Origin of the sequence: Xanthobacter sp. 126, from assembly GCF_000526175.1 — a bacterium.
GTDB lineage: Bacteria > Pseudomonadota > Alphaproteobacteria > Rhizobiales > Xanthobacteraceae > Xanthobacter > Xanthobacter aminoxidans.
Window position 1 is genome coordinate 2,582,066 of record NZ_JAFO01000001.1, and the last position, 24,395, is coordinate 2,606,460.

A 24,395-nucleotide genomic window follows, 5' to 3' on the forward strand; every position below is an offset into this window, starting at 1 on the left:
AACGCCGGGAGAGGCATGGACGAGAACGCAGCCGGTCGCCGCAAGGAAGACCATATCGACATCGTTCTCTCCGGCGATCGCGTGGCCTCCCGCGTGGATGCGGGATTCGACCGCTGGGGCTTCGTCCACTGCGCGCTGCCGGAGCTGAGCCTCGATGCGGTGGACCTCTCCACCAGCCTGCTCGGCCGCCGGCTGAAGGCGCCGCTCCTCATCTCCGCCATGACCGGCGGGCCGGCGCGCTCCGAGGCGATCAATGCGCATCTCGCCGAGGCGGCGCAGGCGCTGGGCATCGCCCTCGGTGTCGGCTCGCAGCGCATCGCGGTCGAGACCGGCGCGTCCGCAGGACTCGGCGGCGAACTGCGCAAGCGGGCGCCGGATGTGCTGCTGCTCGCCAATCTCGGCGCCGCGCAACTCCTCGCCGCCGATGGCCGCGACCATGCCCGCCGCGCGGTGGACATGATCGGCGCGGATGCGCTCGTCATCCATCTCAATCCCTTGCAGGAAGCCATTCAGGAAGGCGGCGACCGCGACTGGCGCGGCGTGCTCCACGCCATCGCCGGCCTCTGCACCAACCTTCATGTGCCGGTCGTGGTGAAGGAAGTGGGCTTCGGCCTCTCCGCCGCCGTCGCGCGACGGCTGGTGAAGTGCGGGGTGGCCGCGCTGGATGTCGCGGGGGCCGGCGGCACCAACTGGGCGCTGGTGGAAGGCGCGCGCGGCACGGGCCGCACGCAGGCGCTGGCCGCCGCCTTCGCCGGCTGGGGCATTCCCACCGCCGATGCGGTGGTCGAGGTGCGCGCGGCGCTGCCGGATGTGCCGATCATCGCGTCCGGCGGCATCCGCGACGGCGTGGACGCCGCCAAGGCCATCCGCCTCGGTGCCGATCTGGTGGGCCAGGCCGCGGCGACGCTGAAGGCGGCGATGACTTCCACCGAGGCGGTCATTGCGCATTTCGAGCTGCTCGCGGAGCAGCTACGCATCGCGGCTTTCGCGGCTGGGGCTGGCAGCCTCGCGGACCTGCGGGCGGTGCCGCTGGTCGAGGCGCGCTGAGAGACGGCTCACCGGTGGTCTCGCGGCCGGATCAGTTCGCCCAGTGATCCATCCAGATCTTCTCGCCGATGGTGCAGGAGATGCGGGGCTGTTGGGCTGAGGCGTACTGGATCAGGCCCGGTCCGGGCTTTTGCACCACGCCGGCCACCTCCAGCACCAGCTTGGTGCGGATGGCGCGGGCGAACTCCTCCATCTTCTCAACCGGGATGACGAAGGCACCGGGGCCGCCGATGACGCAATCCTCGTAATAGACATCGAGTTCGGGGATATCGAGCGCGGACGAGGCGGAGCGTTTCATCAGCAGCGGCAGCCCGTTCACCGTGATGCCCCGGCGCACCACCGCATCCCGCGCCATCGCCACGGGCGGACCCTGATTGTTCACGCCGTCGCCGGAGACGTCGACGACCTTGCGCAGGCCACGGAAGCCGTTGAGGTCGAACTGGTCGGCGGCGAACAGCAGGGCACCGGAGATGGAGGTGCGGTAGATGCGCCGGATGGGCGCCGCCCTCACCGCCTCGGAAAACGCCTTCGCGCTGTCCGGGCCATCGATGATGCGCCACTCCACAACGATCTTCTGCTCGTTCTCGCCGGCCCACTCCACATATTCCACCGCGATCCGCCCGTTGGGGCCGAGACGCAGCGCATCAAGGAATTCGGGGGAGGTGAGGGCGGCCGCATAGCCCTCGCGCTGAAGGGCAAGCTCGTCGGCGTCCATGGAATAGGAGACGTCCACGGCCAGCACCAGCTCCACGTCCACCGCCAGCTTTCCAGAGCCGCCGGCCTCGGCGGGGGCGTGGGGGAGAAGGCCGAGGGCGAGGAAAGACGCGGCCAAAAGGCCGGAAGCACGAGAACACAGGCGGCGGCGCGAGGACATGGACAGCTTCCTCCCGTGGAAGAAACAGTGCGGCTTCACGTCCGTGAAATGCTGACACCGTTCCCCCGCGGGGAGAAGAGCTTTGCCGCCTTAAGGCCTGTCACGTTTTGCGGCGGAACCGTTGCAATGGCGTGCGTTGCGAGCGTCACGCCATTGTCTTTGAACCCTCACAAGGGGTTAGAGGCGGCGGCAATGCCGCCGTCGTGCGGGACTCAATCGAGCGTTTCGGTACCGAGGATCTCGATGCCGAAGCCGGCGAGGCCCACATAGGTGCGGGTCTTGGAGGACAGAAGGCGGATCGACTGGATGCCGAGATCGCGCAGGATCTGCGCGCCCAGCCCCACCTCGCGCCAGTGCCGGTCGCGCTCCAGCTCGCTGGTGCTCTTCTCAGAATTCTGGCCCATGGCCACGGCCGGCACGCCGCTGGTGCCGTCGCGCAGATAGACCAGCACGCCGCGGCCCTCGGCCTCGATGCGTTCCAGGCTCTTCTGCAGCACCTTGCCGCCGCTGAAGGCGTCGGCGATGGCATCCGCCCGGTGCAGGCGCACCAGCACTTTCTCGCCGTCGCCGATGCGGCCCTTCACGAGGGCGAGGTGGTTCACCGGATCGAAGGGCGTCACGTAGGAATAGCCCTGCAACTCGCCGACGATGGTCGGCACCGGGAATTCCGCCGCCCGCGTCACCAGCTTTTCGCGCGCCTGGCGATAGGCGATGATCTCCGCCACCGAGATGCGGGTGAGGTTGTGCTTCTCGGAGAAGGCGGTCACCTGCGGCCCGCGCTGCACCGTGCCGTCGTCGTTCACCAGCTCGGCGATGACGCCGATGGGCGGCAGGCCGGCGAGGCGGCAGAGATCCACCGCCGCTTCGGTATGGCCGGAGCGGATGAGCACGCCGCCCTCGCGGGCGATCAGCGGGAAGACATGGCCCGGCCGCACGAAATCACCGGCGCCCATGTTGGGATTGGCGAGGGCCCGCACGGTGTTGGTGCGCTCCTCGGCCGAGATGCCGGTGGTGGTGCCGTGGCGCACGTCGATGGAGACGGTGAAGGCCGTGCCCATGGGCGCGTCGTTGTTCGACACCATGGGATCGAGCCGCAGCCGCTTCGCCTCGGACGGGGGCAGGGGCGTGCAGACGATGCCGGAGGTGTTGCGGATGACGAAGGCCATCTTCTCCGGCGTCGCCAGCGAGGCGGCGAGGATGAGGTCGCCTTCGTTCTCGCGATCGTCGTCGTCGGTGACGACGATGATCTCCCCGCGCGCGATGGCTTCGATGGCGGACTGGACGCGGGCCTGGGTGGTATCGGTCACGGGCAAACCTCGGATGAGCGGGACGAGGCCGAGGAAATCGTTGGGCGTCACCTGCTGCCCCGTCGCCTCGGCGATCTTTTCGGCCGTCTCGCGGGAGATCCAGGCGCGTTCGTCATTGCACAGGGCCGTCACGCTGGCCGGTGACATGCCCACCTGCCGCGCGAACGCGCTGCGCTTAGTACCGGTTGCCGAGAGCCATTCCGCGAGCTTCATGGGGCAAGCATAGCAAAGCGAATTTCAGTGACAATGAAAAAGTGCGGAGGCGTCTTCGCTGGCCATGTTCGCTCCTGCTGAATTGACTGGATCTGCCGTCCGGAGGCTTGGCGCAAGCCATACGGTGCAGGATGATCGCGGCTGCGGCGGACTGCGGGAAACATTCGATGAAGGATTGGCTCTCGCGCAATTGGGTGGCCGGAGCGGGCTTCATGGCCGTCGCGCTGCTGCTGGCCGCGCCGCTGGTTTCCGGCGCCGGGCGCGGCGTGGTCCTGATCTTCCTCGCTTCGCCGATCTACATGCTGCACCAGATCGAGGAGCACACGGGCGACCGCTTCCGCACCTACGTGAACCGGGTGGTCTTCGGCGGGGGGGAGGCGCTGACCGTCTCGGACGTGCTGTTGATCAATCTCCCCGGCGTGTGGGGGATCAATCTCGTCGCCGTCTATGTGGCCTGGCTCGCCGGCGCGGGATGGGGGCTGGCCGCGGCCTATCTGATCTTGGTCAACGGCATCGCCCATCTCGGCATGGCTGCGCGCTTCCGCAGCTACAATCCGGGCCTCGGCACTGGCGCGCTGCTATTCATTCCCTTCGGCGTCGCCGTCGCGCTGTTCGTGCCGGCAAGCCCCGGTCAACACGCGCTCGCGTTCGCCATCGCCGTGGCGGTTCACGCGGCCATCATGGTGCGCGTGAGGGCCAACGTCGCGCACGCCCACGGCCGTTGAGCGGCGGTTGTCGAGCTTGAAGAGGTTAGGTGGTGAGCCCGTCGGGATTCGAACCCGAGACCCCATGATTAAAAGTCACGTGCTCTACCGGCTGAGCTACGGGCTCACTTGACGCGTTGGTTAGGGTGCGAAGGCGGCGGGGTCAAGGCCGGGCGGGCGGGATGTCCCGGCATTTCGGCAGGGGGCAGCGCGGGCGCGGGCATTGACCGGGCTGGATGGGTTCCGCACCATGGTCGTTCAATTGCTTCTGGAATTGCCATGCCGGTCAACAACCACATCGCTGCCCGCGCCGACGAGATCGCGGCCTGGCGTCAGGATTTCCACCGTAACCCCGAGCTCATGTACGACCTTGACCGCACCAGCGCCTCGGTGGCGGAGAAGCTGCGCGCCTTCGGCTGCGACGAGGTCATCACCGGCATCGGCCGCACCGGCGTGGTGGGAATCGTGCGCGGCAAGGGGGATGGCCCGCTCATTGGCCTGCGCGCCGACATGGACGCGCTGCCCATCCTGGAGAAGACCGGCGCCGCCTATGCCTCGCAGACGCCGGGCAAGATGCACGCCTGCGGCCATGACGGGCACACCGCCATGCTGCTCGGCGCCGCCCGCCACCTCGCCGAGACCCGCGCCTTCTCCGGCACCGCTGTGCTCATCTTCCAGCCGGCGGAGGAGGGCGGGGCTGGCGCCAAGGCGATGATCGACGACGGGCTGTTCACGCGCTTCCCCGTCCGCGAGGTCTACGGCATGCACAATCTGCCGGGGCTGGACGTGGGACGCTTCGCCATGCGGCCGGGCGGCATCATGGCCTCGGCCGACCATATCGAGATCGTGGTGGACGGGCGCGGCGCCCATGCGGCGCGGCCGAACCAGGGCGTGGACGTGGTGCTTACCGGCGCCGCCATCGTCATGGCCCTGCAGCAGATCGTCTCGCGCAATGTCGACCCGCTGGAGGCGGCGGTGGTCTCCATCGCCATGTTCCATGCGGGCGAGGCGGACAATGTGCTGCCGCCCTCGGCGACCCTCGTCGGCACCGCCCGCACGCTGGACCAGGGGGTTCGCGCGCAGTTGCGCGAGCGCATCCGGCAGGTGGCGGAAGGCGTCGCGGCGGCTTACGGCGCCACCGCAACGGTGAGCTTCAAGGAAGGCTATCCCGTCACCAGCAACCATGCCGATCAGGTGGCCTTCGCCGCCGAGGTGGCGAGCGAGGTGGCCGGCGCCTCCGAGGTGGACGCCGCCGCCCCGCCCCTCATGGCGGCCGAGGACTTCGCCTACATGCTGGAGGAGAAGCCCGGCGCCTACATCTTCATCGGCAACGGCCCGTCCGCCGGCCTGCACCATCCGCAGTACGACTTTGACGATGCGGCCATTCCCTATGGTGCGTCCTACTGGGTGCGGCTGGTGGAGCGGGCGCTGCCGCTGACGGCGTGAGGGCTCCAAGCCCGCGCGGCGTTTGAGCGAGGCAAAGCTCCCGCAGGAGTGTTTGAGCGAAGAAGCAAGGCCCGCCCGGCGTTTGAGCGAACCAAAGCTACGCCTTCACCAGCACGAAGGTCAGGAGGCCGGTCTCGACCTCCTGCTTTTCCAGCACCGCGCCCGTCTCGTGCGCGAGGTGGGGAATGTCGATCACCGCCATGGGGTCCGTGCAGGTGACGACGAGCCGCGTGCCCGCCGCCGCCTGGGCCAGCGCCTTGCGGGTGCGCAGAGCGGGCAGGGGGCATTTCAGCCCCTTCAGATCCAGCGCGACGGTGACGGCGGCCGGCTTCAAATCGCCTGATCCCGGAGCCGGCCGAGGCTCTCCTCGCGGCCGAGCACGGCCAGCACATCGAACACCGGCGGGGAGGTGGACTTGCCGGTGAGCGCGGCGCGCAGCGGCTGGGCCACGGCGCCGAGCTTCACGCCCTGCGCCTCGGCATAGCGGCGCACCACCTCCTCGGTGGCGGCGGCGCTCCAGTCCACGGCTTCCAGCAGCGGCACGAGGCGGCCGAGATGGGCGCGGGCCTCGGGCGAGAGCAGCGTGGTCGCCTTCTCATCCAGCGGGATGGGCCGCTCGACGAAGATGAACTCGGCATTGTCGAGCAGCTCGACCAGCGTCTTCGCCCGCTCCTTCAGCCCCGGCATGGCGGCGGCGAGCTGGGCGCGGCGGGTGTCCGTCATGCGCGGCAGGCGGTGCGCGGCGTCCGGCAGATAGGGCACCAGCGCGTCGATGGCGGCGAGCAGCTCCGCATCGCTGGAGGCGCGCATGTAGTGGCCGTTGAGGCTTTCCAGCTTGGCAAAGTCGAAGCGCGCGGCCGAGCGGCCCACCTTGTCGAGGTCGAAGAATTCGACCATCTCGTCGGTGGAGAACACCTCCTGGTCGCCATGGCTCCAGCCGAGGCGCACGAGATAGTTGCGCAGCGCCGCCGGCAGATAGCCCATGTCGCGATAGGCATCGACGCCCAGCGCCCCGTGGCGCTTGGAGAGCTTGGCCCCATCCGGCCCGTGGATGAGCGGGATGTGCGCCATGCGCGGCACGTCCCAGCCGAGCGCGCGATAGATTTGCGTCTGGCGGGCGGCGTTGGTGAGGTGGTCGTCGCCGCGGATGATGTGGGTGACGCCCATGTCGTGGTCGTCCACCACCACCGCCAGCATGTAGGTGGGCGTGCCGTCGGACCGCAGCAGCACGAGGTCGTCGAGGTCCTTGTTGGGGAAGGTCACGGTGCCCTGCACCATGTCGTCGATCACCGTTTCGCCCTCCTGCGGGGCGCGCAGGCGAATGACGGGCGCGCGATCGGCCGGCGCCTCGGAGGGATCGCGGTCGCGCCAGCGGCCGTCATAGCGCGGCGGGCGGCCCTCCTTGCGGGCCAGCTCGCGCATCTCGTCCAGCTCCTGGGGCGTGGCGTAGCAGCGATAGGCGTTGCCCTTGGCCAGCATCTCCGCCACCGCGGCCTGATGCCGCTCGGCGCGGGCGAACTGGTAGATGGGCTCGCCCTCCCAGTCGATGCCGAGCCAGGAGAGCCCCTCGATGATGGCGTCGATGGCCTCTTTGGTGGAGCGCTGGCGGTCCGTGTCCTCGATGCGCAGCAGCATCTTGCCGCCGGTATGGCGGGCATAGAGCCAGTTGAACAGCGCCGTGCGCGCCCCGCCGATATGCAGGAAGCCGGTGGGCGAGGGGGCGAAGCGGGTGACGATCTGCGACATCGGGCGGGGCTCGGCGGGATTGGGTCCGCTTGGACGGGAGACGCGCGGGCGGCCCTGCGGAACGCAAACCGAACCACATGGCGCGCGGGAGGCGCCCGTGTAGCATAGAGGCGGGGCACAAGGAACATGGGGCGGGGACGGGCGCGACCCGGCCCGGCCCCGCGGCGGGCGGGGATGGACGAGCGGGCTTCAGGCGGCGCGCGGGCAGGGGGGCGGGGAGCTGCGGGCGCGCTCCCGGTGCTTTCCGCGCGCGGGCTTTCACGCCTCGTCGATGCGCTGAAGGCCCGCATCGCCCATGACGTTGCGGCCGAGGCGGCATCCGGCCGGCTGATCCTGTGGCTGCCGGCCGCCTTCACCACCGGCATCCTGCTCTATTTCGGCGCCTCCACCGAACCTTCGCCCACCGCGAGCCTCGGCCTTGTGGCCCTGTTCGCGGCGGCGGCCTGGGGCGCGCGGGCGCGGCCGGTGATGTTCGGGGCCGCCGCGGTGCTCCTCGCCACCATGGCCGGCTTCGCGGCCGGCGGGGTGCGCACCGCGTTCATCGCCCACGAGATGGTGGTTCCGCCTAAGACCGCGGTGCGCCTCTCCGGCTTCATCGAGCGGGTGGAGCGGCGGACCACCGGCGACCGCATCCTGCTGCGGCTCGATGGCGATGCCGTGCGCGGGCTGAAAAAGGCGCCGGCGCTGGTGCGCCTCTCGCTCCGCAAGGGGTGGGCGCCGCCTGTGGGCAGCCATGTGACCCAGCTGGCGCAATTGCTGCCGCCCTCCGGCCCGGCCATGCCGGGCGCCCATGATTTCGGCCGCACGCCGTGGTTCCAGGGCATCGGCGCCATCGGCTACGGGCTCGGTCGGCCCAAGGCGGCGGCACCGCGCGATCCGCCTTTGTCCGTACGTCTCGCCATGGCGCTCGACGGTGTGCGCCAGAGCCTGTCGGACCGCATCCGCGCCTCGCTTTCCGGCGTGCCGGCGGAGGTGGCGGTGGCGCTGGTGGCCGGCGACCGCTCCGGCATTCCGCGCGCGGTGGAGGAGAGCATGCGGGTGTCCGGCCTCTCGCACATCCTCTCCATCTCCGGCCTGCACATGGCGCTGGTGGCCGGCACCCTGTTCGCGCTGGCGCGGGGCCTGCTGGCGCTGGTGCCGGGGCTGGCTTTGTCATGGCCCATCAAGTCCATGGCGGCGCTGATCGCGCTGTCGGGCAGCGCGTTCTATCTCGTGCTGTCGGGCAACGACGTGCCGGCGCAGCGCTCCTTCGTGATGACGGGGCTGGTGCTGGCCGGCGTGCTGGTGGGGCGGCCGTCCTTGTCGTTGCGCTCGGTGGGTGTCGCGGCGGTGGTGGTGCTGGCGCTGACGCCGGAGGCGGCGCTGGACCCGGGCACGCAGATGTCGTTCGCCGCCACCCTCGCCCTCGTCGCCGCCTATGAGCGGCTCCAGCCTTTGCGGGCGATACCCCGGCCGGAGGGCATCGCCGGAGCCGTGCTGTCCTGGGTGGCGGTGCTGGTGGCCGGCACCGCGCTCACCTCGCTGGTGGCGGGGTTGGCGACGGCGCCGTATGGCATCTTCCACTTCCAGCGGGTGGCGCCCTATGGGCTTCTCGCCAATCTAGCGGCGATGCCGGCCGTTTCCTTCCTGGTGATGCCGGCGGGGCTCGCGGGCGTGCTGCTGATGCCGTTCGGCTGGGATCATCTGGCCTGGCCGGTGATGGGCCGGGGCATCGAGATCATGACGGCGGTGTCCGACTGGGTGGGCACGCTGCCGGGGGCCGACATCCGCGCTGCCTTCATCGGTGCCGGAACGCTGCTCTGGCTCTCCCTCGCGCTGCTGGCCCTCTGCCTGCTGCGCGGCGTGCTTACCCTCGCGGCGCTGGTGCCCTTCGGCCTCGCCGCGCTGGTGGCGGGAACGCCGCTGAAGCCGGACCTCCTCATCGCGCCCGATGCGCAGACGGTGGCGGTGCGGATGCCGGATGGGCGGCTTTCCGTGCTCGGCGCCTCGGGCCAGAAGCTGGTGGTGGAGCAATGGCTGACGCGGGAGGGTGATCGCCGCACGGCCGGCAGTAAGGACCTCGCCTCCGCCTTCATGTGCGACCCGCTCGGCTGCACTGCGCCTCTGCCCGGCGGCGGCACCATCGCCGTCTCCCGGCGCGCCGAGAGCCTGGAGGCGGACTGCCTGAATGCCCGCATGGTCGTCACCCGCGATGCCCCGCCCCATGCCTGCCCGGCCGAGGTGCTGACACCGGAAAAACTCGCACGGACGGGAACGCTAGCCTTCACCCTGCGCGATGGCGCCCTCGTGGCCGAGCGAAGCCGCAGCCCCTCAGTGTCCCGGCCGTGGATGGCGCCGCTGCCGCCAGACCTCGCACCCGAGCGAGGGGCGGTCGATGCAGGCGATCCGCAGACCGACGCCACCGCTCCCTGATACGACAATTGCAAGGCGTCGGGGTGAGGGGCAACGCCTTCAAAAAAGCGCAGGCGCCCGTTGAGCGTGGACCACCGCGCCCCTCACCCCGTCCCGGATCTCCCGCGGGAGAAATGAGGATCAGTAGCGGCGCATGAGGCCGATCAGGCGGCCCTGGATGCGCACGCGGTCGGGACCGAAGATGCGGGTCTCGTAGGCCGGATTGGCGGCCTCCAGCGCGATGGAGGCGCCCTTCTTGCGCAGGCGCTTGAGGGTGGCTTCCTCGTCGTCCACCAGCGCCACGATGATGTCGCCGGTGTCGGCGGAATCGCACTTGCGGATCAGCACCGTGTCGCCGTCGAGGATGCCGGCCTCGATCATGCTGTCGCCGCGCACCTCGAGGGCGAAGTGCTCGCCGGAGCCCAGCATCTCGGGCGGGATGTTCAGCGTATGGCTGCGGCTCTGGATGGCGGAGATGGGCGAGCCGGCGGCGATGCGGCCCATGACCGGCACCGAGACCACCTGCCCCGCCTCGTCATCCTCCGCCACGGGGCGGACCTTGCCGAGGCTGCCCTCGATGACCGAGGGCGAGAAGCCCCGGCCTGCGGACCGGGCGGAGGCGAGGCCCGGCGCCACGCTGTCGGGCAGGCGGACCACCTCCAGCGCGCGGGCGCGATTGGGCAGGCGGCGGATGAAGCCGCGCTCTTCCAGAGCGGTGATCAGGCGATGGATGCCGGACTTGGAGCGCAGGTCCAGCGCTTCCTTCATCTCGTCGAAGGAGGGGGGAACACCGGTCTCCTTCAGCCGCTCATGGATGAAGCGCAGAAGGTCATATTGCTTCCGAGTGAGCATTCCCTGGCCCCGTTCCTTGCACGCACCGCCGCGGAACAGGCACTCTCGGCCGGTCCCGATTCAAGGCGCATCCAGCCCGGCGCGCCGCGAAACAAATCATGAACAGTCTTTATCTGTTCCTTTTGTGTTCCGCAAGTGGTGAAGGCTCCGTTAAGGGCTCAATCCGCGAAGGGAATAATCTCGCAGGGGTCTCCGACGCGGCCCGCCGGGGCGAATGGCGGGCGCACCAGAAGGCAGTCGGCGGCGGAAAGAATGCTCAGCATGGCGCTGTCCTGCGAGGCGCAGGGAATGGCGTGGATCGAGCCGTCCGCCCGGCGCTCAAGGGTCGCGCGCATGAAATCGCGCCGCACGTCGTTGGGCGGCAGGTCCGCCGCGAGGCGCGCCGGCACGGTCTCGGGGCCGGGGCGGGAATCGCCCTGCAGGGCGCGGATGAGGGGGACGAGGTAGACCATCCCGCAGACATGGGACGACACCGGGTTGCCCGGCAGCCCCAGCACCCGCACATCGCCACGATGGCCGAACATGAGCGGCTTGCCGGGCCTGAGCGCGATCTTGTGGACCGAGAGATCGACCCCTTCCGCCTTCAGCGCCGGGGCCATCAGGTCATGATCGCCCACGGAGGCGCCACCGGAGGAGACAACGAGATCGAACTCGCCGGAGAGCGCCCGCGCGACCACGGCGCGGATGGCGGCGAGGTCGTCCTTGATGAGGCCGAGGTCGGTCACCTCGGCGCCGGCGCGGCGGGCCAGCTCGGCAAGGCCGAAGGCGTTGGAGACGACGATTTCGCTGTCATTGCCGGTGCCCTGGCCCGGCAGCACCAGCTCGTCGCCGGTCTGGAGCAGCGCGACGCGCGGGCGGCGGGCAACCGGCACCGTCGCATGGTCCATGGCGGCGGCCAGCATGATGTCGCGGCCGGTCAGTCGCCGGCCCGCGAAAAGGCCGGGCGCGTCGGCGGAAAAATCGCAGCCGCGCTTGCGCACGTTGCGGAGCGTGGCGGTCGGGGCCGTGGTGGTGATGGTGTCGCCCTCGCGGGAGACGTTCTCCTGAATCACCACCGTGTCGGTACCTTCAGGCACCACGGCGCCGGTGAAGATGCGCACGGCCTGCCCCGCGCCCACCGTGCCAGCGAAGGGCCGTCCGGCGGCGGATTCGCCGATGACGGCGAGGCGGGCGGGCGTCTGCGCGATATCGGCGCCGCGCACGGCATAGCCGTCCATGGCCGACATGTCGGCGGGGGGCTGGGTGCGGCGGGCCGCCAGGTCGCGCGCCAGCACGCGGCCGGCCGCGGCCTGCACCGGCACATCCTCCACCCCGAGCGCAGACACGCTGGACGTGATGAGCGCGGTGGCCTCCTCGACGGTCATGAGCGCCATGGCGCGGCTCCCTCACTCTGCCTGAACGCAGGTCTTGTCATGGTGGCGGGCCGGCTCAGGCCGCGTCGGTGGCGCGGAAGTGGCCGCTGCGGCCGCCGGATTTCTCCAGCAGGCGAATGCCTTCAATCCGCATGCCACGGTCGGCGGCCTTGGCCATGTCGTAGATGGTGAGGCAGGCCACGGAGACGGCGGTGAGCGCCTCCATCTCCACGCCGGTCTGGCCCGTCACCTTGGCGCGGGCCGTGACGTGGAGGCCGGGCAATGCGGGATCGGGGGAAACCTCCACCTCCACCTTGGTCAGCATCAGCGGATGGCAGAGGGGAATCAGCTCATGGGCGCGCTTGGCGGCCATGATGCCGGCGATGCGCGCCACGCCCAGCACGTCGCCCTTCTTGGCGTTGCCGGAGAGGATGAGATCCAGCGTCTCGCGCGCCATCACCACCTGCCCCTCGGCCAGCGCCTCGCGGGTGGTCGCGTCCTTGTCGGACACGTCCACCATGCGGGCGGCGCCCTGTTCGTCGAGATGGGTGAGGCTGGCCATGGCCGTCGCGGTCTTCCCGGATTCGATGTCGGGGGGAAGATGGCGTCCGCGGCGGCGCCTGTCCACCGCCGCAGGAGCCGTGCGGCGGAAAGGCTGTGTTGCCGGGTTGGGTTCAGGTCAGCGCAGGCGGGTCCAGACCTGCGTCTTGCACAGCGGGACCACCACGCAGCCGCGCAGCTTCAGCGTGTTGTCGCCATCCATGGTGATGGTGCCGGAATAGGTCTTGCCGTCCTCGGCATTGTAGATGCTGCCGCCGGTCCATTCCTGCGGGCCGCCGGAGAAGCCGGTGAGGATGGTGAGGCCCTTCAGCGCCCGGCCGCGCTGGGCGGCGTTGGAATTGTTCACGTCCTTCAGCGCCGGATCGGCCTTCAGACCCTCGGAGGAAACGAGGCGGCCGCACAGGCCCGCGCCGCACTTGGAGATTTCCACCTGCCCGCTGCGGGTGGGGGTCTGCCACAGGCCGGTCGGGTCCGCGGCGAAAACAGGCGTGGCGAGAAGGGCGGCGAGGCCGGCAATCGCAAACGTCTTCATGAAGCTCCTCCCTTGCGTGCGGCCTCTTGCGGGCCGCCTCACGTATTAAAGAGTATCTTCACGTATACGGCAAGCCGAGGTGGCGAGGCCTATGTGGCCAACAGCTGGCACGTGGCGGAGGCGACATCCTCCTGCCGCATCAGGCTCTCGCCCACGAGGATGGTGCCGATGCCCACCTGCGCGAGCCGGGCCACATCCTGCGGGGTGAAGATGCCGCTCTCGCCGATGACGATGCGGTCATTCGGCACGCGGGGGGCGAGGCGCTCGCAGGTCTCCAGCGTGGTCTCGAAGGTGCGCAAATTGCGGTTGTTGATGCCGATGAGCCGGCAGGGCAGCGCGAGGGCGCGGTCCAGCTCGGCGTCGTCATGCACCTCGACGATGGCATCCATACCGTGGGCCGCCGCCGCGTCCGCGAGGTCGCGGGCGAGGGCATCGTCCACCCCGGCCATGATGATGAGGATGCAGTCCGCCCCCCAGGCGCGGGCTTCCGCCACCTGATAGGTGTCGTACATGAAATCCTTGCGCAGCACGGGCAGGCTCACCGCCGTGCGGGCGGCCTTCAGATAGTCCGGCGCGCCCTGGAAGGAGGGCGTATCCGTGAGCACCGACAGGCAGGTGGCGCCGCCGCGCTGGTAGGCGCGAGCGAGGGACGGTGGGTCGAAGTCCGCGCGGATCAGGCCCTTGGAAGGGCTGGCCTTCTTGATCTCGGCGATGAGCGCGGTGCGGCCTTCGGACAGGCTCTGCTCGATGGCCCCGGCGAAGGGGCGCACGCGGGGGGCGCAGCGGGCGGCGGCCTCGATCTCGTTGAGCGGGCGGGCCTTCTTGGCGGCGGCGATCTCCTCGCGCTTGTAGGCCTCGATCTTCTTGAGGATGTCGCTCATTGCGCGGCCTCCGGGGCGAGGGTGGCGGAGAGGGCGACGAGGCGTTCCAGCCGCGCGCGGGCGGAGCCGGTGTCGAGGCTGGTCCTGGCCATCTCCACGCCCTGCATCAGGTCCTGCGCCCGTCCTGCGACCACGAGGGCGGCCGCGGCGTTCAGCACCGCCACGTCGCGATAGGCGCCGGCGGCGCCGTCCAGCACGGCGCGCAGGGCCTCGGCATTGTGGGCGGCATCGCCCCCCTTCAGCGCCTCGGCGGGGGCGCGGGCAAGGCCCACATCCTCCGGGTTGAGGGTGAAGGTGTGGATGCGGCCGTCTTCCAGCACGGCGATGTCGGTGCCGCCGGAGATGGTGATCTCGTCCAGCCCGTCCGAGCCGTGGACCACGAACGCCTTCTCCGAGCCCAGCGCCTTGAGCACCTCGGCCAGGGGCACGATCCAGGATTTCGCGAACACGCCCACCATCTGCCGCTTCACGCCGGCCGGATTGGAGAGCGGGCCGAGCAGGTTGAAGATGGTGCGCGTGCCCATCTCCACCCGCGTCGGGCCCACATGCTTCATGGCCGGATGGTGGGAGGGGGCGAACATGAAGCCGATGCCGGCCTCGCCGATGCAGCGGGAAATGCCCGCCGGATCAAGATCCAGCCGCACGCCCAGCGCCGCGAGCACATCCGCCGCGCCGGATTTCGAGGAGAGCGCCCGATTGCCGTGCTTCGCCACCGGCACGCCCGCGCCGGCGACGATGAAGCTGGCGCAGGTGGAGATGTTGTAGGAGCCGGAGGCATCGCCCCCGGTGCCCACCACGTCCACCGCCTCGTCCGGGGCCTCCACGGTGAGCATCTTGGCGCGCATGACGGAGACCGCGCCGGCGATCTCCTCCACCGTCTCGCCGCGCACGCGCAGGCCCATCAGCAGCGCGCCCATCTGGGAGGGCGTCGCCTCGCCGGACATCATGCGGTCGAACACGAAGGCGGCTTCGTCGCGGCTGAGGCTCGCGCCGGTGGCCACCTTGCCGAGCAGGGGTTTGAACTGGTCCATGGTGTGTCCTCGCCCCCGTCTCAGCCCTTGGCCTTCTCAGCGTTGAAGGCGGCGGCGATCTCGAGAAAATTGCGGATCAGCGCGTGCCCGTTCTCCGAGGCGATGCTCTCGGGATGGAACTGCACGCCGTGGATGGGCAGGCTCTTGTGGGCGAGGCCCATGATGAGGCCGTCTTCGGTGTGGGCCGTCACCTCCAGCGCGTCCGGTAGGGTGTCCCGCTCGACGATCAGGGAGTGGTAGCGCGTCGCCTGGAACGAGTGGTTGAGGCCCCGGAAGACGCTTTTGCCCTCGTGCAGGATCTCGCTCATCTTGCCGTGCATGGGGGAGGGCGCGCGCACCACGTCGCCGCCGAACACCTGCCCGATGGCCTGATGGCCGAGGCACACGCCGAACAGCGGCACCTTGTCCCCCGCCTTGGCGATGAGATCGAGGCAGATGCCCGCCTCGTTGGGCGTGCAGGGGCCGGGGGAGAGCACGATGGCGTCTGGATTCTCGGCCAGCACGTCCTCCACGCTCACGGTGTCGTTGCGGTGGACGGTGACGGTAGCGCCGAGCTCGCCGAGGTAATGGACGAGATTGTAGGTGAAGCTGTCGTAATTATCGATCAGCGTGACCTTCGGGGAGGGATTGGCCGAAACCTGTGTGGCGGACATCTGGAACTCCGGCCCCGCGCCGCGCTGTGCGGGAATGGCGGGTGTTAAGGCGAGGAATGACGGGCGGTCAATGGTGATGGGCAGGTAACTCGCGTAGCTCCCCTCTCCCCTTGCGGGAGAGGGGTCGGGGGTGAGGGAGTGGCTGCGCCATCCCGGCCCCTGTGCAAACGGCGCGAACCCCTCACCCCGGCCCTCTCCCGCAAGGGGAGAGGGAGTCAGGGCTGCTCCCGCTTCACCATCGCTCGCGACGTGTCATCCCCATCTCCATCCCCTCACTGCCCCTTGCCGGCGCGGGCGGCGAAGCGGACGGCTTCCTCGCCGGCGCGGAACAGGGCCTTGGCCTTGTTCACGCACTCCTGGTGCTCGCTCTCGGGCACCGAGTCGTAGACGATGCCGGCGCCGGCCTGGACGAACATGCGCCCGTCCTTCACCACCGCCGTGCGCAGCACGATGCAGGTGTCCATTTCGCCATTGGCGCCGAAATAGCCGATGGCGCCGGCATAGATGCCGCGCTTGTCCTTCTCCAATTCGTCGATGATCTCCATGGCCCGCACCTTCGGCGCGCCGGAGACCGTGCCGGCCGGAAAGCCCGCCGCGAGCGCGTCCACCGCATCGAAGCGCCGGTCGATGGCGCCTTCCACGTTGGAGACGATGTGCATCACCTGGCTGTAGCGCTCGATGAAGAACGAATCCGTCACCTTCACCGTGCCGACGCGGGAGACGCGGCCGGCATCGTTGCGGCCGAGGTCGAGCAGCATCAGGTGCTCGGCGCGCTCCTTGGGATCGGCGAGCAGCTCGGCCGCCAGCGCCTCGTCCTCGGCATGGGTGGCGCCGCGCCTGCGGGTGCCGGCGATGGGGCGGATGGTGACCTTGCCGTCCCGCACCCGCACGAGGATTTCCGGTGAGGAGCACACCACCGAGAAGCCGTCGAAGTTGAGATAGACGAGGAACGGTGCCGGGTTCACCCGCCGGAGCGCCCGGTAGAGGGCGAAGGGCGGCAGGGTGAACGCGCTCTCGAAGCGCTGGGACAGCACCACCTGGAAGATGTCGCCGGCGCGGATGTAGTCCTTCGCCTTCTCCACCATGGCGCAGAATTCCTCCGCGCCGGTATTGGAGACCTGCGAGACCTCGCCGTGGAAGGGCTCGGGCGCGGGGTGGGCGATGGCGCGGTCGAGGTCCGCCACCACCTGGTCGAGCCGCTCCAGCGCCGCCTCCCACGCGGCGCTGGGGGAGACGCCCTCCTTCGCCCGCACGGGGGTGACGGCGGTCAGCTCGTCCTTCACCGCGTCGAACACCACCATGATGGTGGGGCGGATGAGCAGGGCCTCGGGCACGCCGATGGGATCGGGCTTGGCGGGGCCAAGCTTCTCCATCTGCCGCACCATGTCGTAGCCGAGATAGCCGAACACGCCGGCCGCCATGGGCGGGGCGCCCTCCGGCAGCTCGATGGCGGATTCGGCCAGAAGGGTGCGCAGGGCCTTCAGCGGCGGCTCGGCGCAGCGCACGAAGGCGGTCTTGTCGACGTCCGGCGTCCGGTTGATCTCGGCGAGGTCGCCGGAGGCGCGGAAGATGAGATCGGGCTTCATCCCGATCATGGAATAGCGCCCGCGCGCCTGCCCGCCCTCGACGGATTCGAGCAGGAAGGCGTTGGGCTGGTCGCCGGCGAGCTTGAGGAAGGCCGAGACCGGCGTCTCAAGATCGGCGACGAGGGTGGTCGAGACCACCTGTGCCTCGCCCCTGAGGTAGCGCGAGGCGAAGAGGTCGAAGTCGGTGGGTGCGTTCACGGGCGCCGGCCTCAGTTCGCCGGGTTGGTGCCGACCGCCTGGGCGAACAGGCGCTCGTTGATCTTCACGCCCAGCTCCTTCTGGATGGCCGCGAGATATTGCACCAGCATGTCATTCTCCAGCTGGCGCGACAGCTCCTGCGTGACGCGGCTGGTGTCCGGCGGCATCTGCTGGGGAATCTCGACCTTGGTCACCTGGAACACGATGCGGTCCGGCTCGGGCGTGGCCAGCGCGATGCCGAAGCCGCCCTCCTTCACGTCGAACACCGATGTGACGCTCTCGGCGCTGAACGGGCCTTCGGCGCGGCCGCGGTGCAGGCCTTCGGCGATCTGGAGCGGAATGTCGGCCTCGGCGGAGACCTGGGCGAGGGGGGTGCCGGCCTTCGCCCTGTCGAGCAGTTCCTTGGCCTTGGCCTCCACCGCCTTTTCCGTCTCCGCCTCGGTGTAGCGGGCGGTCACGGCGTCCTTGGCTTCCTCGAAGGTGCGGTCGCGGGCGGGGGTGATGGCGGCGGTCTCGTACCACACGAAGCCGCCGCCCTGGGGCAGCTGCACCGTGTCGGTCTCGACGCCCGGCTGGGCGGCGAAGGCGCCGGAGATCACGTCGGCTCCGCCGGGCACGTCCACCGACGCGCCCGCCGTGTCGTGGCCGGAGCGGTCCACGTCGAAGCTCTGGACCTTGAGGCCCAGCTTCTGCGCGGCTTCCTGGAGGGTGGCGCCGGAGGCGCGCTCGTCCTCCACCTTGTCGTGCATGTCGAGGATGATGCGCTTCGCCTTGTCCAGCTGCAGCTCGGAGACGATCTGCGGCTTCACCAGCTCGAACGGCTGGTAGGCGCCCGGTACGATCTTGGTGACATGCACCAGCGCCGTGCCGAAGCGCCCTTCCACCGGGCCGCTCACCGCGCCGTCCGCGAGGGAGAAGGCGGCCTCGGCGATCTTCGGATCGAGGATGGCGGACTTGGCGACGAGGCCGAGGTCCGTGTCCTTGGCGGTCAGCCCGCGCGCGGCGGCGATGTCGGCGAAGGTCGCGCCGGCCTTGATCTTCTCTTCCGCGGCCGCCGCATCGGCGGCGCTGGTGAAGACGATCTGCTGCACTTCGCGCGTCTCCGGCTTGCCGAAGCGGGCGATGGTGCGGTCGTAGTCGGCCTTGGCGTCCGCGTCGGTCACGGTGATGCCGGCGGAGAGGGTCGCGGGGGTGAGCGCGAGCACGCTGATCTTGCGGTATTCGGGGGCGCGGAACGCCAGCTTGTGCGCGTCGAAATAGGCGCGCAGCGCCTCCTCGGTGGGCGCGGGCAGGGTGCCGGCGGCGGCCGGGGTCACGCGGATATAGGAGGCGGTGCGGGTCTCGCCCTCGAAGCGGTTGACCGCCTCCAGCAGTACCTGCGGCACCGAGACGCCGGCGCCGAGCGACTGCAGGAGCTGGTCACGCACCTGGCGCTGCTTCTCGCTGGCGACGAAGCGCTGCTCCGTCAGGCCGTTGGAGCGCAGAATCTGCTGGAAATAGCCGGGGTCGAACGCCTTGGCGCCGGGGGCGCGGAAGTTCGGGTTTTCCGCAATCTCGCGGGCGATCTGCGCATCCGACACGGCAAGCGAGAGGCGGGCGGCCTCCGCATCCAGCGTCGCGTCGGCGATCATCTGGTTCAGCACCTGCCGGTCGAGCCCGAAAGCGCGCGCCTGCTCAGGCGTGATGGCACGGCCTGCCTGCCGGCTGATCCGCTGGAGCTGGTCGAGATACTGCTGGCGGAACACCTGCGCCGAAATCTCGGTGCCGCCGACGCTCGCGACAGATGACGCGCCCATGCCGCGGAACACGTCGGCGATGCCCCAGACCACGAAGCTGAGGGTGAGCACGACGAGGAAAATCTTGGCGATCCAGCCGGAGGCGCCCTTGCGGAGTGTCTGAAGGACCATCGCTCATTCGTTCAAAGAGCGCCGGGGGCCCCGGCGCGGAAGCGGCGCATCATAGGGAGGGGGAGGGGGCCTCGCAACGGCGCATGGTCGCACCCCTTTCCAGCGGGCGCGCCGCTCTGGTACGTGAGGCCCCTACGTGAGCCTTGCTGCTGCTGCAAAACCCGGAGGAACCGCTATGACGGCCGAACGCCGCCCCCTGATCGCAGGCAACTGGAAGATGAACGGCCTGCGCGCGGCCAAGTCCGAGTTGCGGACCGTGGCGGCCGGCCTTGCCGGCCTTTCGGCGGAAACCATGATCTGCCCGCCCTTCACCCTCATCGGCGCCTTCGCCGCCGACGTCGCGGGCACCCAGCTGATGATCGGCGGACAGGACTGCCACCCGGCCGAGAGCGGCGCCCATACCGGCGACATCTCCGCCGAGATGCTGCGCGACGCCGGTGCGGTGGCGGTGATTCTCGGCCATTCCGAGCGCCGCATCGACCATCAGGAGGGCGATGCCATCGTCAAGGCCAAGGTCAAGGCTGCGTGGCGGGCCGGGCTGCTCCCGGTCGTCTGCGTGGGCGAGACGCTGGTGGAGCGTGATGCCGGGGAAGCCGCTGCCGTGGTGACGCGGCAGGTGCGCCAGTCCGTGCCCGAGGGCGCGACGGCGGCCAACCTCGTCATCGCCTACGAGCCCATCTGGGCAATCGGCACCGGCCGCACCCCCACCACCGACGACGTGGCCGAGGTTCACGGCGCCATCCGCCACATCCTCGCCGAGCGCTTCGGCGCCGAGGCGAACGGCATCCGCATTCTCTATGGCGGCTCGGTGAAGCCCGACAACGCCGCTGCCCTGCTCGCCACCGCCAACGTGGACGGCGCGCTGGTGGGCGGCGCCAGCCTCAAGGCGGCCGATTTCCTCGCCATCGCCCGGGCGGTGGGCTGAGCGGATTGCCCCTCTCCCGCCCGAACGCGGCTGTTGCCGCGTTCGGTTCGTAAAGGTCGAAGTCGGCAACAGCCGACTTCGAGGGGAGAGGGGGCTTGGCCAGTGTCGCGGGGCCAGCCGCGACCAGCCGCCATCCCCCGTGCCCACTGGCCAAAACGGGGGACAAGCCCCTATATGCCGGTGTCGGACGGGCCACAGGGCCCGGCCGTCGCCTTGCTTTGGAGGTCCCCTCATGTCCGGCATCATCAGGTCCAGCGACGGCCTCGACGAGCGGCGCCGCCGCGTCCTGTTCCGGGCCCGCCATCGCGGGATGCGCGAGATGGACCTCATTCTCGGCGGCTTCGCCGATGCCGAGATCACCGCGCTGTCGGACGCGGAACTCGCTGATTTCGAGGAACTGCTGGAGCCCGAGGACCAGAAGGTCTTCGCCTGGGTGAGCGGCACCGAACCGATCCCGCCGGAATTCGACACCGAGCTGTTCCGCAAGATCTGCGCCTTCCATTTCTCGGGCCGCGGCCTGCCGGGCTGATCTTGCTGGGCTGATCTTCCGCCCCCGCCGTCCTTCCGGAGTTCCTGTCTTGAAGCGTCCCCTGCCCATCGCCGACGTGCTGGCCGAAGGCCGGCCGCTGACCCTCTCGCGCGTCGCCGACGGCATGGAGGGCATGGTGGTCGCGGACCTCGCGCGCTCCATCGCGGCGGGCAAGAACGCGCCCTGGCCGAGCCTGACGGTGGTTTGCCGCGACGGGCAGCGCATGGCGGCGCTGGAGCGGGGCCTCGCCTTCTTCGCTCCGGAGCTGGAGGTGATCTCCTTCCCCTCGTGGGACTGCCTGCCCTATGACCGGGCCTCGCCCAACGCCTCCATCGTGGCGCGGCGCATGGCGGCGCTGGCGAAGCTCGCCCGCATCAAGGGCGGGGCGGCGAGCGTGCTGCTGACCACCGTCAACGCCACGGTGCAGCGCGTGCCGGCCAAGGGGCTGGTGGCGTCGCAGTCGCTGGTGGCGGCGCCCGGCAATGCCATCGCGCTGGATGGCATCACCGAGTGGGCCGAGCAGAACGGCTTCCTGCGCACCCCCACCGTACGCGACACCGGCGAATATGCGGTGCGCGGCGGCCTCATCGACCTGTTCCCGCCCGGCCTCGATGCGCCCATCCGGCTCGATTTCTTCGGCGACACGCTGGAGAGCATCCGCGCCTTCGATCCCGAGACCCAGCGCACCACCTCCCAGCTCCGCGCGCTGGAACTGGTGCCCATGGCCGAGTTCCAGCTGACCACCGACACCATGCGCCGCTTCCGCATGGCCTACATCGCCCAGTTCGGCGCCGCCCAGAAGGGCGACACCCTCTATGAAGCCGTGAGCGAGGGCCGCCGCCACGCCGGCATGGAGCATTGGCTGCCGTTGTTCCATGAGCGCATGGACACGCTGTTCGACTATCTGGAAGGCGGAACCCTGCTGCTCGATCCGCTGGCCGAGGAGGCGGGCGGCGAGCGCATCGCCCAGATCGCCGACTATTACGACGCCCGCCGGCAGGCGCAGGACCTCAGCGGCGGACCGATCTACAATCCGCTGCCGCCGGACCGGCTCTATCTGCAAGGCCCGGAATGGTCGAAGGCCCTCGCAGGCATGCGCTTCGCCCGGCTCTCGCCCTTCGCCGTGCCGGAAGGCGGGGCGGGGAAGGTCATCGACCTTGGCGGTGTGCAGGGCCGCTCCTTCGCGTCCGAGCGGGCGGACCAGGACGCAAACGTCTTCGACGCGGCCATCGCCCATGTCAGGGATTTGCAGAAGTCCAAGAAGGTCATCCTCGCCGGCTGGTCCGAGGGCTCGCGCGAGCGGCTCGGCACGGTGCTCGCCGACCATGGCCTGAAGGGCTGCGCCGCCATCTCCCGCTTCGACAGCCTCGCCGCCCTGCCGAAGAACCAGGCGGCGCTCGCCGTGTTCGGGGTGGAGGCGGGCTTCGAGACGCCGGACTTCGCCGTCATCGGCGAGCAGGACATTTTGGGTGACCGTCTCGTGCGCCCCAAGCGCAAGGCGCGCCGCCCGCAGGACGTGCTCACGGAGCTGACCGCGCTCACCGCCGGCGACCTCGTGGTGCATGTGGACCACGGCATCGGCCGCTTCATCGGCCTGAAGACCGTGGAGGCCATGGGCGCGCCCCATGACTGCCTGGAGCTGCATTATGCCGGCGGCGACAAGCTTTTCCTGCCGGTGGAGAATCTCGAACTCCTGAGCCGCTACGGCTCGGAGGAGACGGAAGCCCAGCTGGACAAGCTGGGCGGCGGCGCCTGGCAGCAGCGCAAGGCGCGGATGAAGAAGCGCATCCGCGAGATGGCGTCCGAACTCATCAAGATCGCCGCCCAGCGCCAGCTCGGCGAGGCACCCAAGCTGGTGCCGGCCATGGGCCTCTACGACGAATTCCGCGCCCGCTTCCCCTATGAGGAGACCGACGACCAGGAAGCCGCCATCGACTCGGTGCTGGACGACCTCGCCTCCGGCCACCCCATGGACCGGCTGATCTGTGGCGACGTGGGCTTCGGCAAGACGGAAGTGGCCCTGCGCGCCGCCTTCGCGGTGGCGCTCTCCGGCAAGCAGGTGGCGGTGGTGGTGCCCACCACGCTCCTCGCCCGCCAGCATTTCAAGACCTTCTCCGACCGCTTCCACGGCCTGCCCGTGAACGTGGCGCAGGCTTCGCGCATGGTCACGGGCAAGGACCTGACCGCCGTGAAGAAGGGGATTTCCGACGGTACGGTGGACATCGTCGTCGGCACCCACGCGCTGCTGGGCAAGGCCATCAGCTTCAAGGATCTCGGCCTCGTCATCGTGGACGAGGAGCAGCATTTCGGCGTCTCCCACAAGGAGCGGCTGAAGCAGCTGCGTGCCGAGGTGCATGTGCTGACCCTCACCGCCACCCCCATCCCCCGCACCCTGCAACTGGCCATGACGGGGGTGCGCGAACTCTCCATCATCGCCACCCCGCCGGTGGACCGCCTCGCGGTGCGCACCTTCATCACGCCGTTCGATCCGCTGGTGGTGCGCGAGGCGCTGCTGCGCGAGCGCTATCGCGGCGGCCAGAGCTTCTATGTGGTGCCGCGCATCGAAGACCTCGCCGAGGTGCGCGAATTCCTCGCCGCCTCGGTGCCCGAGGTGAAGGTGGCGGTGGCCCACGGCCAGCTCGCCGCCGGCGCCCTCGAAGACATCATGACCGCCTTCTACGACGGCCAGTACGACGTGCTGCTCTCCACCACCATCGTGGAATCGGGCCTCGACGTGCCCAATGCCAACACGCTCATCGTGCACCGGGCGGACATGTTCGGCCTCGCCCAGCTCTACCAGCTGCGCGGCCGCGTGGGCCGGGCCAAGGCGCGGGCCTATGCCATCTTCACCGTGCCGGCGACCAAGCCCGTGACGGTGCAGGCCGAGCGGCGGCTGAAGGTGTTGCAATCGCTGGAGACGTTGGGCGCCGGCTTCCAGCTGGCGAGCCACGACCTCGACATTCGCGGCGCCGGCAATCTGCTGGGCGACGAGCAGTCCGGCCACATCAAGGAAGTGGGCTACGAGCTGTACCAGGAGATGCTTCAGGAGGCGATCGCCCACATCAAGGCCGGCATCACCGACTATGTGGACGACAAGTGGTCGCCCAACATCACCATCGGCATGCCGGTGCTGATCCCCGAGGATTACGTGGCCGACCTGCACGTCCGCCTCGCCCTCTACCGGCGCCTCGCCGATATCCAGGACGATGCCGAGATCGACTCCTTCGGCGCCGAACTGGTGGATCGCTTCGGCCCCACGCCGGAGGAGGTGGGCCAGCTGCTGAAGCTCACCCAGATCAAGGCGCTGGCCCGCAAGGCCAATGTGGAGAAGGTGGACGCTGGCCCCAAGGGCGTGGTGCTCACCTTCCGCGGCAACGAGTTCTCGGACCCCTCGGGCCTCGTGAAGCTCATTGCCAACGAGGGCAGCCAGGCCAAGGTGCGGCCCGACTTCAAGGTCGTGTTCCTGCGCGACTGGCCGAATGCTGAGCACCGGCTGAAGGGCACGCTGACCGTCCTGAAGAAGCTGGCCGACCTTTCCGCCCGGAAAGGAATGGCGTAGCTTTAGGTGTTCTGGTACATCCTGGAGCCGTCACAACGTGGCGTTGGGTTGGAGAAACAAGTTCCGCTGGGGTGGTGGTGCGGGATGGGGGAAGTGCAGTC

20 protein-coding genes and 1 tRNA gene are annotated in these 24,395 nt (G+C 69.6%); 7 read left to right on the plus strand and 14 right to left on the minus strand.

Features of this window, described 5'->3' with window-relative positions; all coding sequences use genetic code 11:
- The first annotated feature begins 15 nt into the window (after positions 1-15).
- Entirely contained in the window at positions 16-1,047 is a 1,032-nt protein-coding gene (gene fni / locus XAN126_RS0112320; protein ID WP_024278900.1) for a type 2 isopentenyl-diphosphate Delta-isomerase, read from the plus strand.
- A 31-nt stretch (positions 1,048-1,078) separates the two neighbouring features.
- Here the strand turns inward: fni and XAN126_RS0112325 are convergent, their stop codons facing one another.
- On the minus strand, positions 1,079-1,921 hold the full coding sequence (locus tag XAN126_RS0112325; protein ID WP_024278901.1) for a DUF1194 domain-containing protein: 843 nt from the start codon (positions 1,919-1,921) through the stop codon (positions 1,079-1,081).
- A 212-nt stretch (positions 1,922-2,133) separates the two neighbouring features.
- Positions 2,134-3,441 carry a 3,4-dihydroxy-2-butanone-4-phosphate synthase gene (gene ribB / locus XAN126_RS0112330; RefSeq protein WP_024278902.1) on the minus strand — a complete coding sequence of 436 codons (1,308 nt, stop codon included), beginning with the start codon at positions 3,439-3,441 and terminating at the stop codon, positions 2,134-2,136.
- 167 nt (positions 3,442-3,608) lie between these two features.
- Between ribB and XAN126_RS0112335 the strand changes: the two genes are divergently transcribed.
- On the plus strand, positions 3,609-4,166 hold the full coding sequence (locus tag XAN126_RS0112335; RefSeq protein WP_024278903.1) for an HXXEE domain-containing protein: 558 nt from the start codon (positions 3,609-3,611) through the stop codon (positions 4,164-4,166).
- Between the two features lie 30 nt (positions 4,167-4,196).
- Here the strand turns inward: XAN126_RS0112335 and XAN126_RS0112340 are convergent.
- Positions 4,197-4,272, minus strand: a tRNA-Lys gene (locus XAN126_RS0112340).
- A 152-nt stretch (positions 4,273-4,424) separates the two neighbouring features.
- Between XAN126_RS0112340 and XAN126_RS0112345 the strand changes: the two genes are divergently transcribed.
- On the plus strand, positions 4,425-5,591 hold the full coding sequence (locus tag XAN126_RS0112345; RefSeq protein WP_024278904.1) for a M20 aminoacylase family protein: 1,167 nt from the start codon (positions 4,425-4,427) through the stop codon (positions 5,589-5,591).
- Between the two features lie 97 nt (positions 5,592-5,688).
- On the opposite strand, the gene XAN126_RS0112350 is transcribed toward XAN126_RS0112345, so the two are convergent.
- Together XAN126_RS0112350 and gltX are read right to left on the minus strand one after the other, a co-directional pair.
- On the minus strand, positions 5,689-5,925 hold the full coding sequence (locus XAN126_RS0112350; RefSeq protein ID WP_024278905.1) for a sulfurtransferase TusA family protein: 237 nt from the start codon (positions 5,923-5,925) through the stop codon (positions 5,689-5,691).
- Entirely contained in the window at positions 5,922-7,337 is a 1,416-nt protein-coding gene (gene gltX / locus XAN126_RS0112355; protein WP_024278906.1) for a glutamate--tRNA ligase, read from the minus strand. The genes XAN126_RS0112350 and gltX overlap by 4 nt, the downstream gene beginning before the upstream one ends.
- A 237-nt stretch (positions 7,338-7,574) precedes the next feature.
- Here gltX and XAN126_RS0112360 point away from each other — a divergent pair, with 237 nt between their 5' ends.
- On the plus strand, positions 7,575-9,749 hold the full coding sequence (locus XAN126_RS0112360; protein ID WP_024278907.1) for a ComEC/Rec2 family competence protein: 2,175 nt from the start codon (positions 7,575-7,577) through the stop codon (positions 9,747-9,749).
- Positions 9,750-9,869: 120 nt separating this feature from the next.
- On the opposite strand, the gene lexA is transcribed toward XAN126_RS0112360, so the two are convergent.
- From lexA to XAN126_RS0112405, 9 genes are all read right to left on the minus strand, one after another.
- The gene (lexA, locus tag XAN126_RS0112365) at positions 9,870-10,580 is read right to left on the minus strand and encodes a transcriptional repressor LexA (RefSeq protein ID WP_024278908.1); all 711 of its coding nucleotides are present in this window, start codon (positions 10,578-10,580) and stop codon (positions 9,870-9,872) included.
- Positions 10,581-10,738: 158 nt separating this feature from the next.
- Positions 10,739-11,953 (minus strand): gephyrin-like molybdotransferase Glp, encoded by a 1,215-nt coding sequence (gene glp, locus XAN126_RS0112370; protein WP_024278909.1) that lies wholly within the window; start codon positions 11,951-11,953, stop codon positions 10,739-10,741.
- Between the two features lie 55 nt (positions 11,954-12,008).
- The gene (gene moaC / locus XAN126_RS0112375) at positions 12,009-12,494 is read right to left on the minus strand and encodes a cyclic pyranopterin monophosphate synthase MoaC (protein ID WP_024278910.1); all 486 of its coding nucleotides are present in this window, start codon (positions 12,492-12,494) and stop codon (positions 12,009-12,011) included.
- Between the two features lie 117 nt (positions 12,495-12,611).
- A complete protein-coding gene (locus tag XAN126_RS0112380) occupies positions 12,612-13,025 on the minus strand; it encodes a DUF2147 domain-containing protein (RefSeq protein WP_024278911.1) in 414 nt (137 codons plus the stop codon).
- A gap of 89 nt (positions 13,026-13,114) precedes the next feature.
- Positions 13,115-13,906 (minus strand): indole-3-glycerol phosphate synthase TrpC, encoded by a 792-nt coding sequence (gene trpC, locus XAN126_RS0112385; protein WP_024278912.1) that lies wholly within the window; start codon positions 13,904-13,906, stop codon positions 13,115-13,117.
- Complete coding sequence (gene trpD / locus XAN126_RS0112390; RefSeq protein ID WP_024278913.1) at positions 13,903-14,937, minus strand: anthranilate phosphoribosyltransferase; 1,035 nt, start codon at positions 14,935-14,937, stop codon at positions 13,903-13,905. Before trpD ends, trpC begins: the two co-directional genes overlap by 4 nt.
- 20 nt (positions 14,938-14,957) lie before the next feature.
- Positions 14,958-15,590 (minus strand): aminodeoxychorismate/anthranilate synthase component II, encoded by a 633-nt coding sequence (locus XAN126_RS0112395; RefSeq protein ID WP_024278914.1) that lies wholly within the window; start codon positions 15,588-15,590, stop codon positions 14,958-14,960.
- A 272-nt stretch (positions 15,591-15,862) separates the two neighbouring features.
- Positions 15,863-17,374 (minus strand): anthranilate synthase component I, encoded by a 1,512-nt coding sequence (gene trpE, locus XAN126_RS0112400; protein WP_024278915.1) that lies wholly within the window; start codon positions 17,372-17,374, stop codon positions 15,863-15,865.
- A gap of 11 nt (positions 17,375-17,385) precedes the next feature.
- A complete protein-coding gene (locus XAN126_RS0112405; RefSeq protein WP_024278916.1) occupies positions 17,386-19,281 on the minus strand; it encodes a peptidylprolyl isomerase in 1,896 nt (631 codons plus the stop codon).
- 175 nt (positions 19,282-19,456) lie between these two features.
- Here XAN126_RS0112405 and tpiA point away from each other — a divergent pair, with 175 nt between their 5' ends.
- The 3 genes from tpiA to mfd all read left to right on the plus strand — a co-directional run bounded on the left by tpiA (position 19,457) and on the right by mfd (position 24,294).
- Positions 19,457-20,206, plus strand: coding sequence for a triose-phosphate isomerase (gene tpiA, locus XAN126_RS0112410; RefSeq protein WP_024278917.1), 750 nt, complete (start codon positions 19,457-19,459; stop codon positions 20,204-20,206).
- A 232-nt stretch (positions 20,207-20,438) separates the two neighbouring features.
- On the plus strand, positions 20,439-20,735 hold the full coding sequence (locus tag XAN126_RS0112415) for a succinate dehydrogenase assembly factor 2 (RefSeq protein ID WP_024278918.1): 297 nt from the start codon (positions 20,439-20,441) through the stop codon (positions 20,733-20,735).
- Positions 20,736-20,784: 49 nt separating this feature from the next.
- The gene (gene mfd / locus XAN126_RS0112420) at positions 20,785-24,294 is read left to right on the plus strand and encodes a transcription-repair coupling factor (RefSeq protein WP_024278919.1); all 3,510 of its coding nucleotides are present in this window, start codon (positions 20,785-20,787) and stop codon (positions 24,292-24,294) included.
- Positions 24,295-24,395: the final 101 nt, after the last annotated feature.

Excerpts from the sequence above, each read along its gene's own strand:
- fni (WP_024278900.1), top strand. The coding sequence starts at position 16 with ATGGACGAGAACGCAGCCGGTCGCCGCAAGGAAGACCATATCGACATC.
- XAN126_RS0112325 (WP_024278901.1), bottom strand. The coding sequence starts at position 1,921 with ATGTCCTCGCGCCGCCGCCTGTGTTCTCGTGCTTCCGGCCTTTTGGCC.
- ribB (WP_024278902.1), bottom strand. The coding sequence starts at position 3,441 with ATGAAGCTCGCGGAATGGCTCTCGGCAACCGGTACTAAGCGCAGCGCG.
- XAN126_RS0112335 (WP_024278903.1), top strand. The coding sequence starts at position 3,609 with ATGAAGGATTGGCTCTCGCGCAATTGGGTGGCCGGAGCGGGCTTCATG.
- XAN126_RS0112345 (WP_024278904.1), top strand. The coding sequence starts at position 4,425 with ATGCCGGTCAACAACCACATCGCTGCCCGCGCCGACGAGATCGCGGCC.
- gltX (WP_024278906.1), bottom strand. The coding sequence starts at position 7,337 with ATGTCGCAGATCGTCACCCGCTTCGCCCCCTCGCCCACCGGCTTCCTG.
- lexA (WP_024278908.1), bottom strand. The coding sequence starts at position 10,580 with ATGCTCACTCGGAAGCAATATGACCTTCTGCGCTTCATCCATGAGCGG.
- glp (WP_024278909.1), bottom strand. The coding sequence starts at position 11,953 with ATGGCGCTCATGACCGTCGAGGAGGCCACCGCGCTCATCACGTCCAGC.
- moaC (WP_024278910.1), bottom strand. The coding sequence starts at position 12,494 with ATGGCCAGCCTCACCCATCTCGACGAACAGGGCGCCGCCCGCATGGTG.
- XAN126_RS0112380 (WP_024278911.1), bottom strand. The coding sequence starts at position 13,025 with ATGAAGACGTTTGCGATTGCCGGCCTCGCCGCCCTTCTCGCCACGCCT.
- trpC (WP_024278912.1), bottom strand. The coding sequence starts at position 13,906 with ATGAGCGACATCCTCAAGAAGATCGAGGCCTACAAGCGCGAGGAGATC.
- trpD (WP_024278913.1), bottom strand. The coding sequence starts at position 14,937 with ATGGACCAGTTCAAACCCCTGCTCGGCAAGGTGGCCACCGGCGCGAGC.
- XAN126_RS0112395 (WP_024278914.1), bottom strand. The coding sequence starts at position 15,590 with ATGTCCGCCACACAGGTTTCGGCCAATCCCTCCCCGAAGGTCACGCTG.
- XAN126_RS0112405 (WP_024278916.1), bottom strand. The coding sequence starts at position 19,281 with ATGGTCCTTCAGACACTCCGCAAGGGCGCCTCCGGCTGGATCGCCAAG.
- tpiA (WP_024278917.1), top strand. The coding sequence starts at position 19,457 with ATGACGGCCGAACGCCGCCCCCTGATCGCAGGCAACTGGAAGATGAAC.
- XAN126_RS0112415 (WP_024278918.1), top strand. The coding sequence starts at position 20,439 with ATGTCCGGCATCATCAGGTCCAGCGACGGCCTCGACGAGCGGCGCCGC.